We start from the raw sequence: 17,738 nt of genomic DNA on the forward strand, positions 1-17,738 counted from the left end.
CGGGACATTGCGCTGCAAAGGAGAACATCATGTACTGTTTCATCGTCAATCCGAACGCCTGCTCCGGCAAAGGGCGGAAAATCTGGAAGAGGCTTGCCGGAATATTACGGCAGGAGCAGGTCGCCTACAAAGTATTTTTTACGAAGGGACCCGGCCACGCCACGCGCATCGCGGACATGCTCTGCACGAAATATGCCCCGCAGGCGGCAGACGCCGGCATGTCCGGTAAGGTCTCCGGTGCAAAGCAGGCTGTACAGGCGGCAGACACTCTCTGCACCATCGTGGCGGTGGGCGGCGACGGCACAGCAAATGAAGTTATCAGCGGTCTGCACGATTATTCCGCTATCGGCTTCGGCTATATTCCCACCGGCTCCGGCAACGACCTTGCCAGAGGGCTCTCACTTCCGGCAGACCCGGAGGCGGCGCTTGCAGCGATTCTGCACCCTTGTGCAATCCGCCGCATTCATTCCGGCTGTGTCCGTATAAACGGAAAAGACCGTCATTTTGCTGTCAGCACCGGCATCGGCTTTGACGCGGCAGTTTGTCACGAGACCTTCCGCTCGAAAATAAAGCCTGTTTTAAACCGCATCGGGCTTGGAAAGCTCACCTATCTCGGCATCGCCCTGAAGCAGCTCCTCCTGCTGCGCCCGTTTTCTCTCACGCTGGTGCTGGATGACAAAGAGCCGGTCACCTTCCCGGCAGTTTATTTTACCGCGGTCATGAATCTGAAATACGAGGGCGGCGGTTTTATGTTCTGCCCCGACGCCACAGCGGAGGACGATTTTCTTGATATCTGCCTCATTGAAAAAATGCCGAAGCTGAAGATTCTCCTCCTGCTCCCGACCGCCTTTAAGGGCAGGCACGTCCGCTATAAAGGCGTACATATTCTGCGCTGCCGCCGGGCGTCGCTTCATGCCGGCTGCCCGCAGCCAGTCCACACGGACGGGGAAGCAGCCGCCGTGTACTCTTCTATGGACGTTTCCCTAAGTAAGGAAAAACTGCCGTTCATCGTTGGATAAACGGCAGTGCCTTTTCTGCAATCAGTTAAACCCGTAAAATTTCTGCGTCAGCTTGTAGCCTGCCACCGATACGGACCTTCCTCCCTTTCCCGGAAGGTTGCACGCCCGTCCGAGCAGTCCATGCCGGATTTTCCAGTACAGCCCCATGTCCGCACTTTTCAGGTAGCGCCAGAGTTCCTGCTTTTTCTCAAAATTTTCATCCGTGCCGGATTTGAGCAGCAGCATGGAGGACACCGTCATAATAATATCCAGATAACTCATCATGTATTTCCGGCAGTGCTTGTTCAGCCCCTTCAGATTCGCCATAATATCAATCATCATCTTGTTGACCTTAATCTGCTGGTCGATTCTTCCAATCATTACCTGCTCATTGACAGACTGATCCTCGCGCCCGATGAAATAATGGTAAAGCTCCACATCCATATAATACATTTTCTTTACAAACGGAAGCGGCTGGAATACAAACAGATTATCCACATAGAAGGTGTGCTTCGGCAGCTCCAGCTTACACTCGCGCAGAAGCTTTGTGCGGTAAATAACGGAATGCATCAGAATATAATGTCCGGTGCGCACGCCGACCTCATCCCATCTGAATACGCGTCCCACCGGGAGCTGATGACGGTACTGCATGATTTTTTTGCGCTTTGCGCCCACCTTGTCATAGATGTAGTTGCAGATCATCATGTCGACCACATCGGGACCGCCAATCAGGCTCTTCAGCGTGGCAAGCACCTGCGGATAGGCGTCCTTATCTACCCAGTCGTCGCTATCGACCACCTTAAAGTAAAGCCCGGTGGCATTGCGCAGACCGGCATTTACCGCTTCGCCGTGTCCGCCGTTCTCCTGGTGGACCGCTTTTACAATGGTCGGATATTTGGCGGCGTACTCGTCGGCAATCTTTGCCGTATCGTCCTTTGAGCCGTCGTCCACAATGATAATCTCGACATCCTCGCCGCCTGGCAGCAGCGATTCGATGCATTTTCTCATATAATTCTGTGAATTATAACTTGGAATTGCGATGGATAAAATCTTCATAACTCCTTATTTTCCTCCTTGTATTTCTCCTGTCCGAGCTTTATCTGCAGATATTTCGTATAAGCGGAAAATGCCGCCGGAACCGGATAGTTTTCTTCAGTCTCCCGCGGCTCGACAAACAGATATTCCGTCTCCCTCTCCGGCTCCTCCACGGTAATCACATAGCCCGTCATGTGCCACTCCACATGGCTGAAAATATGCTTCGCCTCCTCCAGCGGCTGTATACGGATCGGCGAAAAATGCTTTTTTTTCAGCAGCTTCAGCACTTCCTCCTGCCCCAGATGTCCCTCCACATTCGGCAGCTCATACAGCCCGGCAAGCAGTCCCTTCGGCGGTCTTTTGTGAATCGCCACCCGCTCCCCGTCCCGGATGATAAGAACCGTGCGCTCCTGCACCCTGCGCGGCTTTGCCGCCGACTTTTTCGGAAGAGAGCTGACGATTCCCCGCTCTCTGGCAAGGCACTGACCATAAAGCGGACAGGCATCGCATTTTGCCGGTCCGTTCGGGACGCAGACAACAGCTCCCAGCTCCATCAGCGCCTGATTAAAAGCACCCGCCCGCTCTGGCGGGATAATCTCCCGGATTTCATCCTCCACTTCCTTTTTCACGGAAGCCTTCAGAATATCCTTTTCGCTGGCGGTAATTCTGGAAATCACGCGCAGCACATTTCCGTCCACCGCCGGAACCGGTATCTGGAACGCGATGGATGCGATTGCTCCCGCCGTATAGCTGCCTATCCCCTTAAGCTTCAGGAGCTTTTCATAATCCGCCGGAAGCTCTCCGCCGTATTCCTCCATCACCGTCTGCGCCGCCTTCTGCATATTGCGGACGCGATTGTAGTAGCCAAGCCCCTCCCAGAGTTTCAGGAGCTTTTCCTCTTCACATGCAGCAAGCGCAGCCACGTCCGGCAGCGCTTCTGTAAATCTCTGAAAAAACGGTTTTACCGCCTCCACCCGCGTCTGCTGCAGCATAATCTCGGATACCCAGACACGGTACGGCGTCGGAGAATCTCTCCACGGCAGCACCCTGGCGTTTGCGTCAAACCACGCAAGCAGGGGCTGCACGATGCTCTCTAATTCTTTGTTTGTTTCCATATTTCCCTCAGCGTCCCAGGCGAAAGCACTCTGCGGATGTTCCGCGCTGCGCTTTGCTCCGGTCAGTGCCGGACATCTTAGTAATAGCAGATGATCGGCATTCCCGCATAAATATTCTCATAAATTGTCTTTGCCGCTTCCAGCGGAAGGTTGATGCAGCCGTGCGAACCGTCCGACTGGTTGATGTTTCCGCCAAAGCTGCTGCGCCACGTAGCGTCGTGCAGCCCGATGCCGCCGTTAAACGGCATCCAGTAGGTCACCTCGGTGCGGTAGGTCTTTGCCTCGTCCTCCAGAACGGACGGGGATTCCTTATAATACAGCGTATAGGTTCCCGCCGGGGTTGTCTGGTCTGACTTCATCATATCGCCGGACACACAGTCGGTCGACACGATCTCCTCACCGTCAATATACATCCAGACATGCTGGTTTGTCAAATCAATCTCCACATAGCTGTAGCCAAGGTCGCTGTTTTCCCAGCTCACCGCAGTCTGCGCAAACACCGCGTAGCGAGTTCCCTGATAGCCGCTGCGGATGCATTCCAGAAGCTCTGTCAGCTCGCCCTCCTGGTCAATCAGCCAGCCATAGCTGCCGCCGGATACGGTGACGGTTCTTCCGTCGTTTGTCTTAAATTCCCGCGGTCTGTCCGCCGTGTCATATTTTTCCGCCAGTGCGCTTACATATTCGCGCACCGCATCCTCATTCAGCGTTACCGTTCCGCTCTCATCATAAGAAACCCAGCCGCGAATCGTCTCTTTATTCAGTTCTTCTGTGTTGTCCCCGAACAGATACGTAATGTCCGTGCTGATTATGGTATTCAGCTCCTGGCAGACCGCCGCCATCGTCTCGTCATCCTGGCGCTTCTGCGGAGCCAGATAGCAGTTCTTTTCCTCCAGCGATACCTTCGCCTGCGCAAAGTCAACCGCCTCACGGATTACCCGCTGCACCTTTTCACTCTCCAGAAGGTTTCCTTCCACCTCCGGCATTACCAGATACGACCCGTCCACATAATCGATGTACGCGTCCTGCGGAGCCGTCACATTATTTTCATCCAGGCAGGCGAGCGCATTCACCGCCTCCGTCAGCTTGTCCTCGTCGTACTGCGCGCTTGAATCAAAGGTGTAGGAAATCTCCTTCCACAGGCACATCGGCCATAAAAAGACATTCTGACTCTGCTTAAACGCCTGCGTCTCTCCCTGCGACACGTAGCGGTAGTTAATCTGCTCCGCCGTGATAGTCTCGCTTCCGCCTCCGCGCTCTTCAATTTCCAGGCTGTATGACCCGATTTTCTCCGCAATAATATCCTCCACCTCGTTGACCGTCATTTCCGACGCGTCAAAGCCGTTGATGGTGGTATGCAGAAAAAAGCGGTCCTTAAAGTGAACGATTCCCGCAATATAAAATCCAAGAATTACAAGGATAAGCAATCCCAGAAAGCCGAGGAAAATATTTCTCACCCGTTTTTTCGCGGATTTCTTTTCTTCCCCGGCTTTTTCCTCCTGTCCCCTGCGGGGACGCCTGCCGTTTCCCGATAACATCTGCTCTCTAACGTCCTTCGTGCTCATTTCTTCCCCTCACATACAAAGATACTGACCTATACTCCGTCGTTGATACTCAGCCGTTGATACTCAGCCGTGCCGCTCGGAAAATCTCCGATTTTCCCCGCTCACGGGCTTCGCCCTATGAAGCCATCGCCAGACGCAGCCACTCACATGCAGGCATGTGTGTCTGCATCCGTCTCTGTCTTCGCACGGCTTATGCCTACTGGATATCTTAACACAGGGATTCGTATTTTTAAAGCCCTATCTTCTTTTTTAAAGAAAGTTATAATGAATTTTTAAGTTTTACGTTGTAATGTATGTCTGGTATCCGTTGCTTCTCAGCGTGCCCTCCATGCGCGTGGCGTTTCCGAGATTTAAAAATGCGCCTACCTGCACAAGATAGTATCCGTCTTTTTCTATAATAAATGCAGGATAACCCTCGCTTACCAGTTTTTCAAGCTGCCGCTGCGCGTTTTCCGGATTCCGGAAGGCACCTGTCTGCACGCGGTAATACACATTTTCCTCCGGCATCCCGGCGGCGCCGCTGCTCTGTATGGTATCGAGGATTCCCTGTGCGATGCCCTGCGCAATGCGGTCAAAGTCCTCATCAAACATCCGGTTGTCTTCCTCACTGTTGATAAAGCCCGCCTCCACCAGCACCGCCGGCATTTTGCTGCGCCGCAGAATCACAAGCCCCGGTCGTTCTTTCACGCCGATATTGCGGAATCCGATTTCTTCAAGCTGACTGTTGATGTTTTCCGCCATTTCCAGCTTTTCTCCCGCCTTATTGTAGACCAGTGATTCCACGCCCGTATACTGGTTCGGAACCGGGCTCGAATTACGGTGCAGGGAAACCAGAAAATCCGCTCCCGATTCATTCGCCAGCGTCGCCTTCTGAAACGGCGTCTGATAGATATCCTCTGTTCTGGTAAAAAACACATCGACGCCATTCTGCTGCAGAATCTCTCCTACCGCCAGCGCCAGCCGCAGATTGTCGTCCTTTTCCTGTCTGCCCTCAAATACCGCTCCCGGATCGCTTCCGCCATGTCCCGCGTCTATTGCAATTTTTGCCATAAAATTACCTCTTGCATATGCTGTCTTTATAGCATATGCAGGAGGTATTTTTCCGGGAACTGCCTGCTGCCCATATAATTTCTTCAGTGATTTTCCTCTGAAACAGAGAACAGCTCCTCCATTGTCGTTTCTGCCAACTTCCGGTCCGGATTTCTGATTCCGAAGGAGCACTCCGCCTCCACGCTCTCCGCAAATAATTCATAGTTCACATCCTGCATAACCATGTAGGAGCGTTTCAGCCGCGCTTTGTTCTTCATCGGCTGCCCCTCCCAGAAAAACTCCCCTTCACAATCCCTGTGAAGCCCGCACAGGGCGCGGGAAAACGTAGTCTTTCCGGTTCCATTGTGCCCGACCACGCCAATGACCTCTCCCTTCGCGGCAGAAAGCGCGATATGGCGCAGAACCGTCCGTTTTTTATAGCGCAGCGTTACATCACAAAGAACCAGCGTGGGAGGAAGGACCGCCGGATGGCTGTCCGGAGTCAGCACCCCTGTCAGGTCAGCCGCCCGCAGCCCCATGTGCTCCCGTTCGGTTTCCGGCAGCCGTCGAAATTCCTCCGGTGTGAAAATCCCTGCTATTTTCCCATCCTCCAGATAAACAATGCGGTCTGCCAGCTCCATCAGATAATAGAGCCTGTGTTCCGCTATCAAAATGGTTTTTCCCTGGCTTTTTATCAGCCGCAGATGTTCCTTTAATTCCTGTATGGAAGCCATGTCCAGATTTGACGATGGTTCATCCAGCAGATAGATTTCCGGATTCATGGCATAGACCGACGCAAACGCGATTTTCTGTTTTTCCCCGCCGGACAGTTCAAAAATATTGCGATTCCGCAGTTTCTCAATATGCAACTCTTTTGTTGTCTGGTCTACACGTTTCTCCAGCTCCTTTACCGGGCGGGCTTCGTTTTCAATTCCAAAGGCAATCTCGCTGTCTGTGTCCACATTGAAAAACTGCGTCCGGGGATTCTGAAAGACAGAGCCCACCTTTGCGGCAATCTGATACATAGGAAGCGCACTGATTTCCTGTCCGTCTACCAGCACACGCCCCCGAAGTTCTCCCTGGTAAAACTGCGGAATCAGACCGTTTACCAGCCTTGTGACCGTTGTTTTTCCGCACCCGCTGCGGCCGCAGAGCAGAACACATTCCCCGTCCGCAATTTTCAGGCTGATTCCATGCAGACCATCTTGCTCCTGTCCCTTGTAAGAGAACGATACATTTTCAAATTCAATCACCCCGTCACACCTCCCCGCACGCATAATTCAAATACAAAGAAAACAACGGCCGCCAGCATCACCGCGAAGTCTGCAATCCCGCATTTTACCTGGACAAGGCAGGTCCGGGGACCGGGATTTTCGATTCCGCGGGTAACAGAGGCGATAGTAAGCTCATCCGCCGCTTTGGAAGCCATCATCAGCAGCGGAACATAGATACACTCTACGGTCAGCCCCGGATGACACAGAAAGCCGCCCAGAGAGGGAGATACGTCCCGCATCCGCATGGCGTCCTTAATAAAATGCCAGTCCTCCCGGATGGTGGGGATATAGCGCAGCATGACCGCAAATGGTATGACAAATTTTTTCGGGGCATGGATGCGGTTCATGGCGGATAAAAACTCACTGACCTTTGTTGTGGACAGGACAATCCCCGCCAGCATTCCACAGGCATAAACCTTATGGAACAGTCCGAGAAACGCAACAAACATGGTCCGCAGCGTCCCCGTCATGACAGCCATGATCCAGACCGTCAGCATACAGATTACCGAATAAAAGCAGACTGCTTTCACAGAATATTTCCACTTCCCGCAAAGCACTCCCAGTACGGCAATCAGCAGGACAAGCACAAGCTGATATGTAAGGGAAGGCGCAATCATGGAGCTCAGCACACACATCACAATAAGAAAGAGCTTGGCCCGCGGGTCAAGCCAAAGCCCTTTCCAATTGCTCATGTGCGTGCCTCCGCTGTCACTCCGGCTACGGGACATTCGCAATCCGCTCCGCTTCTTGCTCATGTGCGTGCCTCCGCTGTCACTCCGGCTACGGGACATTCGCAATCCGCTTCGCTTCTTGCTCATGTGCGTGCCTCCGCTGTCACTCCGGCTACGGAACATTCGCAATCCGCTTCGCTTCTTGCTCATGTGCGTGCCTCCGTTATTCCGGCACGCTCAAACTGCTTTTTCAGCATTTTGCAGCCCACGAAGGCACTGATGGAAGCTGTTACAAGGAGCGCCGCAAACATGGCGATGAAGATTCCTGCGTTTGCAGTCGCCTGCATGGTATCGATATAGCTTTGCTCGGTTCCATTTCCCAGCATGGTCTGCGCCCATCCCTGTGGGTCTATAAAGAAAACAAGGTATGACCCTGTTCCGCCCAGAGAAAAAAGAACATAGGACAGGCTGTTGATTTTCTTACTCCTGTACTGCTTTGTCCCGGCGACAAAATCAGCTACGACAGCCATTATAAGATATCCAAGCGCAAACGCCCAGTGCATACCGGTGACAAACCAGATGATGCCTATAATAACACCCATGATGGTGAGGCTCCAGCGCTTCTGTACTTTTGCAATCAGCAACAGATAAACCGGTCCGGCAAGCAATGCGCTCCCGGCGGGCATGAAAAATGTCAGCACCGGATTGGTCGCAAAAAAGACTCCTCCTATCATAATAGCTACGAACATAAGTGCGGTGAAAATTCCTGTGGTTACTAAGTCCCTCACGGACAATCCAGCTTTTGCATTTGCATAATTACTCATAATTTTCCTCCTGCTTCAGGAACGGTTGACCCGCCGTCTGAAATCTGTTATAGTATGATTAGTTTTCGCTAACTGTAATCTATATCATACAAACTTTACGGGCGGTCTGCAATACGACGCGGGCATCTTCGTCCTTTCGTTGCAAACTTACGTCCAATCGTTGCAAAGGAGAATTCATTTGGACAACAGCATTATTGCGGATTACTATGAACCGCTTTTAACGGATAATCATTTCATCCCGGCAGACGACGGCGGCAGCTTCAATTCTGCCGGTCAGTGCTGGAAGCTGTCACCCGAAACCGGAGAAGGTTTCTACTGGGTCTACGCAAAAAAAGACCTGTACGACATTAAAATTCACGATTTCTATTTCCATGAGGATTTCTTCATGGAATTCAGCCTGCCGGAAGCTCTGAGCATTACCCAGTATGAATCTATCTCCGGCGAGGAATTAAACCCATACCGGCGTATGTCTGCCGGGTGCATTAAGACCTTTATCGGCGGTTATAAGCCGTATAAGGCAATCATACACAAAAAAATCCCCATCCGTTCTATCGGCATCGAAGTAATGCCGGCATACTATGAGGATTATCTGCAAAAACAATATCCGGGGGATTATATCAGCCCGCTTGCGGCTTTCCGGCAGATTGACCAGACAACAGATTTCCCGGCTATGGCAAAGCTACTCCATGAGGTAAAGGTCTACCGTGGGGACGGAATTGCCGCAGGTCTGTTCTACGAAGCGAAAGTTGCCGAGGCGGTATCCCTTGTGGTGGAAGAGCAGAAAAAGATTCTGTCCCGCAAGGAGAAACATCTGTCCGACCAGGATATCGCGCAGCTTAAAAACGTGACTGCTTATCTGGATGACCACTATGCTTTTGATATTCCGCTGGAACGGCTTGCCAGAATAGCCTGCATGGGAACCACCAAACTGAAGACATCCTTTAAACTACTGCAGGGCTGCACCATCACAGAGTACATACAGCAGCGCCGTATGAGCCAGGCGGAGCATCTGCTGATAGACACGGATTTCACGATGGGACAGATTGCGGAAATGATTGGCTACTCCACCTCCAGCCGGTTTGCAGAACTGTTCCGCAAAAGTACCGGGCTCCTGCCGATTGAGTACCGGAAAATGGCGCGGGGCAGATGCTGAGCGTCTGTCCCGGACGAAAGCTGTTCCGGAATGTCAGCTGCCCCTGTGAACATCACAGGGAATAATTTCAAAATCAAAGTTATCTACTTTTATATAGAATACTTTGAAAAGTAACCACTGCTGCCCATCCCATCCCGGTAGCCACGGCAACCGCCGCCAAACCTATCTTACCTATTAACAGATACGAAAAAATAACCCTAATAGAAATATGCAATACAGTTCCCAATACTGGTATATAAACCATACCCAGACCACGGTATAAACCTACAAATGAGTTGCCAATAAAGCACAGGATATAAAAACCCGCAATCACTTTCATATACATTTCCACATTTTCAGTAAGACCATCTGATACTTTTCCCATAAGCAATGAGATGGCACCGGGAGTGGCAAAAACCATAACAGAGGATAACCAGAAACTGAGAAGCATCATCATCTTTGTCCCTTGTCTGAATCCCCGTTTCACTCTCTCATTTTTCCCGGCTCCCCTGTTCTGTGCAACAAATACAGAAATTGCCGTACTGCCACTATCACCAAAAGAATTGGCAAATCCTTCTATCCGCATTGTCACTGTGTAGGCAGATATAATCTCTGTTCCAGCAGTATTCACTGCTCCCTAGACAAATAATTTTCCAATATAAAGGCTGGATTGATGAAGAGCTGAAACTAATCCAAAATTTGCGGTTTTTAACAGCAGCCTGCGGTCAAATGCCATATCCCTGCGGCCAAATAACAGGCATGGGTATTTTACTTTCATATACATAAAACACACAATCGATGCAAAGAGCTGTGATACTACCGTTGCGGCTGCTGTACCGAATATCCCGGTTTTACAGCAGACAACGAACAAATAATCCAGACTAAAATTTAAAACCATTGCAAACACGAGTATCCAGAGCGGAGTTTTTGTATCTCCAATCGCCCGCAGAACACACGAACACCAATTATATAAAAAGGTGGCTGGCAGTCCCAAATAGATAATACGCAAATAGTCCTGTGCAAATATCCGCACCACCAGAGGCGTCTGGAGCACGTCCAGTAATGGAACCAAAGTCAATAGTCCTATGATACTAAGTCCTGCAGTCACAAAGCAGCCGAAAGAAAAAGACAGAAAACTTTCTTTTCGCAGTGTGTTCCATTTTCTCTCTCCATATAATTCTGCAAATATAATCGAAATACCATTGCAGCCGCCACTTATCACAAAAGTGAATAAATTCATAATATTCCCCGCCACACCAACAGCGGCAAATGCAGTATGACTGATATATCTGCCTATGATAAAGGAATCAATCGTATTATAGAGCTGCTGAAAAATATTTCCCAATATAAGAGGCAAAGCAAGTACAACCAACTGATTTCTAATATTTCCTTTTGTAAGATCATCCGTAATTTTCATCTGATTTCACCTCGTCAGTTAGTCTACCGCACAATATAATCATTGTAAAATGCTTATTTATGGTTTAAAATATAAATAAAACCTTATATTTTGAGGTGAACATCCATGACACATTTGGAAATAGAAGCTTTTTTTGAAATAATAAAAGCTGGCTCTATTTCATCCGCCGCACAAAATTTATACGTCACTCAGCCTGCTCTGAGCCGCAGGATCAAGACTTTAGAAGATGAATTAGGCTATCCATTGTTTTCAAGAAAAAAAGGGCAGAGAAATATCGAATTAACCGCCAAAGGAGAAGCTTTTGTTCCTATTGCACAGAAATGGTTGAATATCTGGCAGGAGGCCCAGGAACTCAATAGTCTGGACAACTCTAATATGTTGCATATTGCATCTGTTGGAAGCGTAAGCAGCTATATTCTCCCTCATGTATTTGAAAATATTGCAAAAATAGCAGGGAATGCTATCCGCATCTGTTTTCATAATTATCATTCGTTTGAATCCTATCAGTATATTGCAAATGGTCTTATTGATGTTGCACTAATTTCAGATGACATCTATTATAAAGGAGTCGAGACAATTCCGGCCTTTCAGGAGCATATGGTATTGGCAGCCAATAACTGCAAGAAATATACCGAAATCATTCATCCTCAAATGCTTGATCCGTATCAGGAAATCCGATTACCCTGGAATCCTGAATATGATGTATGGCATGATTTTTGGTTCAAATCCACGCCGGAATACCGTGTTTCTTTAGACCAGATGAATCTGTTGGAACATGTTCTCTCCTGGGATAACACATGGGCCATCGTACCATCATCCGTGGCTTACAAATTGTCAACATTGGATTATGTTTCCATTTACCAGATAGCTTCACCGCCGCCAGATAGAATCATTTATTATTTAAAAAGCAGCAACACAAAGGTGAAACTTATCGACCACTTTTTAACGGCCCTCAACAATGAACTAAAATCCATTCCAGGTATCACTTCTTATTTGGAGAAGGCGAATCACACCGCATCCCCGATTGATTGTCTTCAAAACTTTTGCATTAAATCTGTTGCTGAAAATTGAAATCACCAGAGTCAATTCCGTAAATCATAAGCGAGTATGAGGATTGCTTCCAAACAATCCTCACCCGACCTATGAAGTTCCATAGACACCTCCTAAACCGCCCAGCCGAGGCTTTCCTGCTGAATATGATACAATTTCTGATACAGACCTTTCTTCGCCATCAGTTCATTATGGGTTCCGCTCTCTACCAGCTTCCCATTCTCCAATACAAGGATCTGGTCAGCATCAACTACGGTCCGCAGACGATGTGCAATCATTATCACGGTCTTACCTTCTACCAACTTTGCAATCGCTTTCTGAACCAGCACTTCATTCTCCGGATCGAGGGACGCCGTGGCCTCATCCAGCAGGATAATAGGAGCATCCTTCAGCAATGCGCGGGCGATAGAAATACGTTGCCGTTCACCACCAGACAGGGTGCTGCCGTTTTCTCCGAGGAGTGTCTGATAACCTTCCGGCATTTCCCGTACAAACTCATCACAGTAAGCTGCTTTCGCTGCCGCCATAACCTGTTCGTCTGTTGCATTAGGATTACCAAGCCGGATATTGTTCATGACGGTATCATTAAACAACGTCACATCCTGGAAAACAAAGGACATATATTTCATCAGATTTTCAGGTTCCATCGTGCGGACATCCTTGCCGCCTACACGAATTGTGCCGCCCTGAATATCCCAAAAACGGGCGATCAACTTGGAAATGGTACTTTTACCGCTTCCAGAAGGACCAACCAATGCAGTTACACTACCCTGCGGGATTTTGCAGCTTACATCTTTAATCACATCCTCTGTGTTATAGCGGAAAGTTACATGATCCATTTCAATATCATAGTTCGCAACGGTCTTTCCATCGCCTTCCATAGCAGGTGTTGTGAGAAGAGTACGCATACGCTCCGTTACAACATTCAGATTCAGAAGCGTAGCAAGCTGTGAAAGGATTGCAAGAATCGGGCCATAAATGCGAGTGACCATAAGCAGGGACATCAGCAAAGGAAGCAGTTCAATACTCCCGTTTACCAATAAGAGCGCCCCTACAAAAATAGTAATGCCGATACCAGCCTGCAATACCATGCTTGCGCTGGACATAAATACGCCAACCATCATTTCAACCTTGACTGCGATTTTCTTCATTGTCAGCAGGGCATTATCCAGAGCAGAAAAATGGGAACCGCTTAAACCGCAGGACTTGATGATTTTCATACCCTCCAGGTATTCCTGAACCTGATCGGAGGCGGCCAGCTTCGCATTTACCTGTCGGGCAAACAGTTTCTTCTGATAATTCCGGCTCAGCCAGATAATCAGAAACGCAATCGGCATCGTACAGAAAATGCACAGAGCCAGTCTCCAGTCGAAGAAAGCCAGCATGATACAGGTCAATGTAACCGTAATTACATTTGCAATCAGCGGCGGGATTGTGCTGCTGAGCATAGATTCCATGCTGCTGCAATCTGCCATCATATTTGTGGTCAGTTCCGATAAATCCTTTGTATTAAAGAAACTCATAGGGAGCTTGCGAAGATGCTCCGCAATCCGCACACGGGTTGTATTGGATTCTTTATAAGAAGCAATGTATGTTTTCCGGTAGTCGTTTTTCGCTGCAAGAAATACCAGGATTGCAGATACAATGCCCACACCCCAAAGCATCCAAATGTGATTCCATTGAATCTCCCCACCGACAAACGGTGTCAGCAATTCGCTGAAAATCATAACCGTCACGCAGAACGGCAACAACATGGACAGGTTGGTAAGTGTGCAGGCTGTAATGGCTTTTTTCAAATCCTTATAGCCTTTGTCTGATAAAAAGAGTGCTTTTTGTAATTTACTCATTATTCTTTACACCGCCTTTCCTTATTTCTGCCGAATGGCATAGTGGTATCCTTTAGGGTTTCCGCCAATTTTCCAGTCAACCGCTTCTGTGTAGTGGTTCCACATCTGTGCGTAACGTCCTCCAGCAGCAACGAGCTGGTCATGTTTGCCTTCCTCTACCAGATGGCCCTTTTCCATGACAATAATCTTATCCGCATTACGGATCGTGGAAAGTCGGTGAGCAATAATAATGACCGTCTTGCCCTGCATCAATTTTTCAAAAGCTTTCTGAATCAGGTACTCATTTTCTGGATCGCTGAAAGCAGTTGCTTCATCAAGGACGATAATCGGAGAATCTTTGATGATTGCTCTGGCAATGGCTATACGCTGACGCTCACCGCCTGAGAGATGAATCCCTTTGGTTCCAACAACTGTGTGATAACCGTCCGGCAGTTTGGAAATGAACTCATGGCATTGCGCGGCCTTGGCTGCTTCAATGACCTGTTCTTCCGTTGCACCCGAATTGCCCATACGGATATTGTCCAAAATACTCTGCTTAAACAGGAAAATATCCTGGAACACAAAGCTGACATGGCGCATCAAGTCATCCTGGGCCATATCCCGAATGTCCACGCCACCAATCTTTACAGAGCCATCCGTCACATCCCAAAATCTTGAGATCAGATTGGCAATGGTACTTTTACCGCCACCGGACGGACCGACAATCGCTGTGATCTGTCCCTGCCTTGCGGTAAAGGATACCTGTTCGAGTGCCAACTCCGCTTCTTTTCCGGTATAGGAGAAACCGACATTTTCAAAGATGACATCGTCATTATCCGGCTTTTTCGGTTGTGTGGTTTCTGGCATTTCCGGTATGTTCAGAATCTCGTCCATGCGAGCCACGTTTTCATCTATCTGCATAAAGGATTCTGAGATATACATGATCTTGTTCAGAATACCGGAAATCGCCGGTACAAACAGCAGATAGAAAATAAACGTCATTGCAAAGGTCTTATAATCCGTTGTACGGGTACCAATGAAAATGCCAACCGGAATAAGAATCAGATAAATATTATTTATAATCGTTGTAAAAGCTGGCATGAAATTCTGCCATCCAAGCGAGAACTTTAACACCCATTCGGTATACTGGCTAATCGCATCTTTCAAACGCTTAAAAGAAGAAGCCGTTTGGTTAAATGCTTTGACAACCGACATACCACGCACATACTCAACGGATGCGTTGTTCATTTCTTCGAGAGCAGTCTGATATTTGCCCATATTCTCTTTCATGGCGCCGCTGCCAAATCCCATAAACTCAGCAGCAAAGGCAAGTATGATTCCAACCAGAGAGGCCAGACCAAACCGCCAGTCCACAACGAGCAGCAAAATCACCATAACAATGGGAGCTGTGACAGATGCAACAAAATCAGGGAACTGGTGAGCGATAAATCCCTCCACGCTCTCAATGTTTTCATCCATAATTTTACGAAGCCGCCCGCTGCCTATTTTCAGGTGATACCCCAGCGGGATCTTCGTAATATGATCCGCAAAGTGAACCTTCAACTCGTACAACGTTCCAAATGCTGCCAGGTGGGAACTGAAAATAGCCAGAAAATACAGCAGGATATTGGCGATGATCCCGCCCAACGCCATCCATGCGTAACCTGTGACCGCTCCAATGTCCAGTTGTTCCAGTGCAGGGTAAACCTGAATGATAGAGCGGATAATAAAATACACCGCAATGTACGGTATAAACGATGCAATCGCAGCCAAAGAAGAAAGAAGCGCAGCAAGAAAAACCAATCCTTTCTTATTTGAGGCTAATTCCATGCATCGGGCCAAGCCTGTTTTCGGCTTAGCTTGCTTTGTTTTTGTATTCGCCATAACACAAATCCTCCTAATAAAAAATGTGGTGGGGTTAGTATTTTCTAACTCCACCACTAATTTTAATGATTTCTCAGTTTTCTTCTACTCCATGCCTATCGTAAATTCCCGAAAATAGCCCGTTCATACTCCTTTTTATTTTTGCGATAATCTTTTGGCAGTTCGCCGTAGACTGACTGGAATGCCTTTGCAAACTTACTGGCGTTGCTGTACCCCAAATCTATAGCAATTTCTCCAATTTTATCCTCACTATCCAGAAGACGCCCGGCAGCTATGTTCATCTTATATTTCTTCAAACAGGAGTACGGTGTATCACCGTAAATCTGGCTGAAAACCATATGAAACAGTGAAAGATTAATTTTGTATTTTCGGGTCAGATCCTCTAATGAGTGCTTTTCTTCCAGATGCGAGATCATATATCCCCAAATTTCCTTTGTGGTCCGGATTTGACCTTTGTCGAAATATTTGAAATCGCAGCCGTGATTCTGTGTCAACTGATTCATATGATAAAGCAATTCCACTGCTTTAATCTTAAAATAGGCTGCCTGCTCGATACCCTTTGCTTCATACATTTCAGAAAAAAGATTCTGCAGCTTCGGTGGGGTCGTACTCAGATACCAGTTTTTTTCAATTTCCAGCGTTGACCCTATACTGTCAAGATTGATTGGAATAGCCTGCATCATCCGGCGGACACTTTCTGATAATGCCCGTTTGTCGATCACAAGGCTAAGTGCATAACATTTTTTTAGCGGAAATGAAAATGACACAGGCAGATAATGTGTTCCCGATACGCTAAAATAACCCTCCGGTAAATACGATACCGTATGATTAGGGAACTCGCATTCATATCGCCCATATCTGCAATGGGTTATCTGAATAATGTCCGGATTAAATTTTTGAGCTGGAAAATTCCCTTCTGTGTCAAAATCCAGAAAGCATACTTGAATACCATCAAAAAGAAAATAATTTGTAACAGTACCATGTCCTTTACAACCATAGTCAATGACCATACAGTTTTCATCCTGTTCGATGACCTTAGCCTGGGTCCCATACCAGTCCGGATTATATTTTCCCATAATAATGCCTCCATAAACAGTAATCAGCTGATACTTACTATCATGCCAAGAATAACATATATGGCAGGAAATCGCAAGAAATAGCCCAAATATATAAGTGAAAAAGACCGATAGTCACATCTATTTTCCAGATATCCTCTATCAGCCTCATTCTTTCAACTGTCCGTATTTTCCGTTTTTGCTATTCTCTCCGCTTTCTCCAAAGGGAAGTCTGGTATATTCTCCAGCAGGTTCAGAATAATGGATTCTTCTGTTCTTCCATACCCGTACCTCCGCCAGTTTGATTGCCAGCAGCATACCATATCCAAAGGCACCACGCCAGTGAGTCATAAAAAATGAAGATATTTTACAAGCCTTTTGCATTTTAAAATGCTACAATGATAGCCAGCAAGGGAGGTAATCTGAAATGGATTTACAGAATGAAAAATGCGTCATGGTCATTGACGAAAATCTGCCGCCTGGCATTATTGCAAACACGGCGGCTATTATGGGAATCACCCTGGGAAAAGAGATGCCGGAGGTAGTCGGTGTAAATGTTACAGACCAGAGCGGAAACGAGCATCTCGGCATCATAGAATTTCCCGTACCAATTTTAAAAGGCTCACCGGAAATCATCAAAGCAATCCGTGAAAAGCTCTATCAACCCGCCTTTCAGGATTTGACCGTGGTTGACTTTTCCAATCTGGCACAGGGCTGTAAGACCTATGATGAATTTATTTCAAAAATGGGGAACGCGTCAGAAAGCACTCTGCAATACTTCGGTCTTGCCATCTGCGGTCCTAAGAAAAAAGTCAACAAACTTACAGGCAGTATGCCGCTGCTGCGATAGAAATATCCCAGCAGTT

The 17,738-nt window shown here is 47.9% G+C and carries 15 protein-coding genes and 1 pseudogene; 4 read left to right on the top strand and 12 right to left on the bottom strand.

Annotation, left to right across the window (positions count from 1 at the left end):
* Positions 1–29: 29 nt before the first annotated feature.
* Positions 30–1,019 carry a diacylglycerol/lipid kinase family protein gene (locus tag NQ534_RS00310; protein ID WP_040781550.1) on the top strand — a complete coding sequence of 330 codons (990 nt, stop codon included), beginning with the start codon at positions 30–32 and terminating at the stop codon, positions 1,017–1,019.
* Between the two features lie 21 nt (positions 1,020–1,040).
* Here NQ534_RS00310 and NQ534_RS00315 read toward each other — a convergent pair whose 3' ends face one another.
* The 7 genes and pseudogenes from NQ534_RS00315 to NQ534_RS00345 all read right to left on the bottom strand — a co-directional run bounded on the left by NQ534_RS00315 (position 1,041) and on the right by NQ534_RS00345 (position 8,508).
* A complete protein-coding gene (locus tag NQ534_RS00315; protein ID WP_006860331.1) occupies positions 1,041–2,054 on the bottom strand; it encodes a glycosyltransferase family 2 protein in 1,014 nt (337 codons plus the stop codon).
* Entirely contained in the window at positions 2,051–3,148 is a 1,098-nt protein-coding gene (gene mutY / locus NQ534_RS00320; RefSeq protein ID WP_006860330.1) for an A/G-specific adenine glycosylase, read from the bottom strand. Before mutY ends, NQ534_RS00315 begins: the two co-directional genes overlap by 4 nt.
* Before the next feature lie 77 nt (positions 3,149–3,225).
* Complete coding sequence (locus tag NQ534_RS00325) at positions 3,226–4,710, bottom strand: L,D-transpeptidase family protein (RefSeq protein ID WP_006860329.1); 1,485 nt, start codon at positions 4,708–4,710, stop codon at positions 3,226–3,228.
* A 279-nt stretch (positions 4,711–4,989) separates the two neighbouring features.
* The gene (locus NQ534_RS00330; RefSeq protein ID WP_006860328.1) at positions 4,990–5,760 is read right to left on the bottom strand and encodes an N-acetylmuramoyl-L-alanine amidase; all 771 of its coding nucleotides are present in this window, start codon (positions 5,758–5,760) and stop codon (positions 4,990–4,992) included.
* A gap of 110 nt (positions 5,761–5,870) precedes the next feature.
* Positions 5,871–6,992: pseudogene (locus NQ534_RS00335) on the bottom strand (ABC transporter ATP-binding protein); the annotation flags it as partial.
* A complete protein-coding gene (locus tag NQ534_RS00340) occupies positions 6,989–7,705 on the bottom strand; it encodes an energy-coupling factor transporter transmembrane component T (RefSeq protein WP_006860326.1) in 717 nt (238 codons plus the stop codon). The pseudogene NQ534_RS00335 and the gene NQ534_RS00340, both read right to left, overlap by 4 nt.
* A gap of 185 nt (positions 7,706–7,890) precedes the next feature.
* Complete coding sequence (locus NQ534_RS00345; protein ID WP_006860325.1) at positions 7,891–8,508, bottom strand: MptD family putative ECF transporter S component; 618 nt, start codon at positions 8,506–8,508, stop codon at positions 7,891–7,893.
* A 178-nt stretch (positions 8,509–8,686) separates the two neighbouring features.
* Between NQ534_RS00345 and NQ534_RS00350 the strand changes: the two genes are divergently transcribed.
* Positions 8,687–9,661 carry a helix-turn-helix domain-containing protein gene (locus tag NQ534_RS00350; protein WP_006860324.1) on the top strand — a complete coding sequence of 325 codons (975 nt, stop codon included), beginning with the start codon at positions 8,687–8,689 and terminating at the stop codon, positions 9,659–9,661.
* A 79-nt stretch (positions 9,662–9,740) separates the two neighbouring features.
* Here the strand turns inward: NQ534_RS00350 and NQ534_RS00355 are convergent, their stop codons facing one another.
* Together NQ534_RS00355 and NQ534_RS00360 are read right to left on the bottom strand one after the other, a co-directional pair.
* On the bottom strand, positions 9,741–10,271 hold the full coding sequence (locus tag NQ534_RS00355) for an MATE family efflux transporter (protein WP_242655298.1): 531 nt from the start codon (positions 10,269–10,271) through the stop codon (positions 9,741–9,743).
* A gap of 6 nt (positions 10,272–10,277) precedes the next feature.
* On the bottom strand, positions 10,278–11,057 hold the full coding sequence (locus NQ534_RS00360) for an MATE family efflux transporter (RefSeq protein WP_006860322.1): 780 nt from the start codon (positions 11,055–11,057) through the stop codon (positions 10,278–10,280).
* Between the two features lie 105 nt (positions 11,058–11,162).
* Here NQ534_RS00360 and NQ534_RS00365 point away from each other — a divergent pair, with 105 nt between their 5' ends.
* The gene (locus tag NQ534_RS00365; protein ID WP_006860321.1) at positions 11,163–12,128 is read left to right on the top strand and encodes a LysR family transcriptional regulator; all 966 of its coding nucleotides are present in this window, start codon (positions 11,163–11,165) and stop codon (positions 12,126–12,128) included.
* A 92-nt stretch (positions 12,129–12,220) separates the two neighbouring features.
* Here the strand turns inward: NQ534_RS00365 and NQ534_RS00370 are convergent, their stop codons facing one another.
* The 3 genes from NQ534_RS00370 to NQ534_RS00380 all read right to left on the bottom strand — a co-directional run bounded on the left by NQ534_RS00370 (position 12,221) and on the right by NQ534_RS00380 (position 16,893).
* Complete coding sequence (locus NQ534_RS00370) at positions 12,221–13,954, bottom strand: ABC transporter ATP-binding protein (RefSeq protein ID WP_006860320.1); 1,734 nt, start codon at positions 13,952–13,954, stop codon at positions 12,221–12,223.
* A gap of 21 nt (positions 13,955–13,975) precedes the next feature.
* Entirely contained in the window at positions 13,976–15,817 is a 1,842-nt protein-coding gene (locus NQ534_RS00375; protein ID WP_006860319.1) for an ABC transporter ATP-binding protein, read from the bottom strand.
* A 95-nt stretch (positions 15,818–15,912) separates the two neighbouring features.
* Positions 15,913–16,893, bottom strand: a complete 981-nt coding sequence (locus NQ534_RS00380) for a helix-turn-helix domain-containing protein (RefSeq protein ID WP_050778261.1) — start codon at positions 16,891–16,893, stop codon at positions 15,913–15,915.
* 406 nt (positions 16,894–17,299) lie between these two features.
* Here NQ534_RS00380 and NQ534_RS00385 point away from each other — a divergent pair, with 406 nt between their 5' ends.
* Entirely contained in the window at positions 17,300–17,722 is a 423-nt protein-coding gene (locus NQ534_RS00385; RefSeq protein ID WP_006860315.1) for a PTH2-like family protein, read from the top strand.
* Positions 17,723–17,738 lie beyond the last annotated feature (16 nt).

This window comes from Marvinbryantia formatexigens DSM 14469, from assembly GCF_025148285.1.
Taxonomy (GTDB): Bacteria; Bacillota; Clostridia; order Lachnospirales; family Lachnospiraceae; genus Marvinbryantia; species Marvinbryantia formatexigens.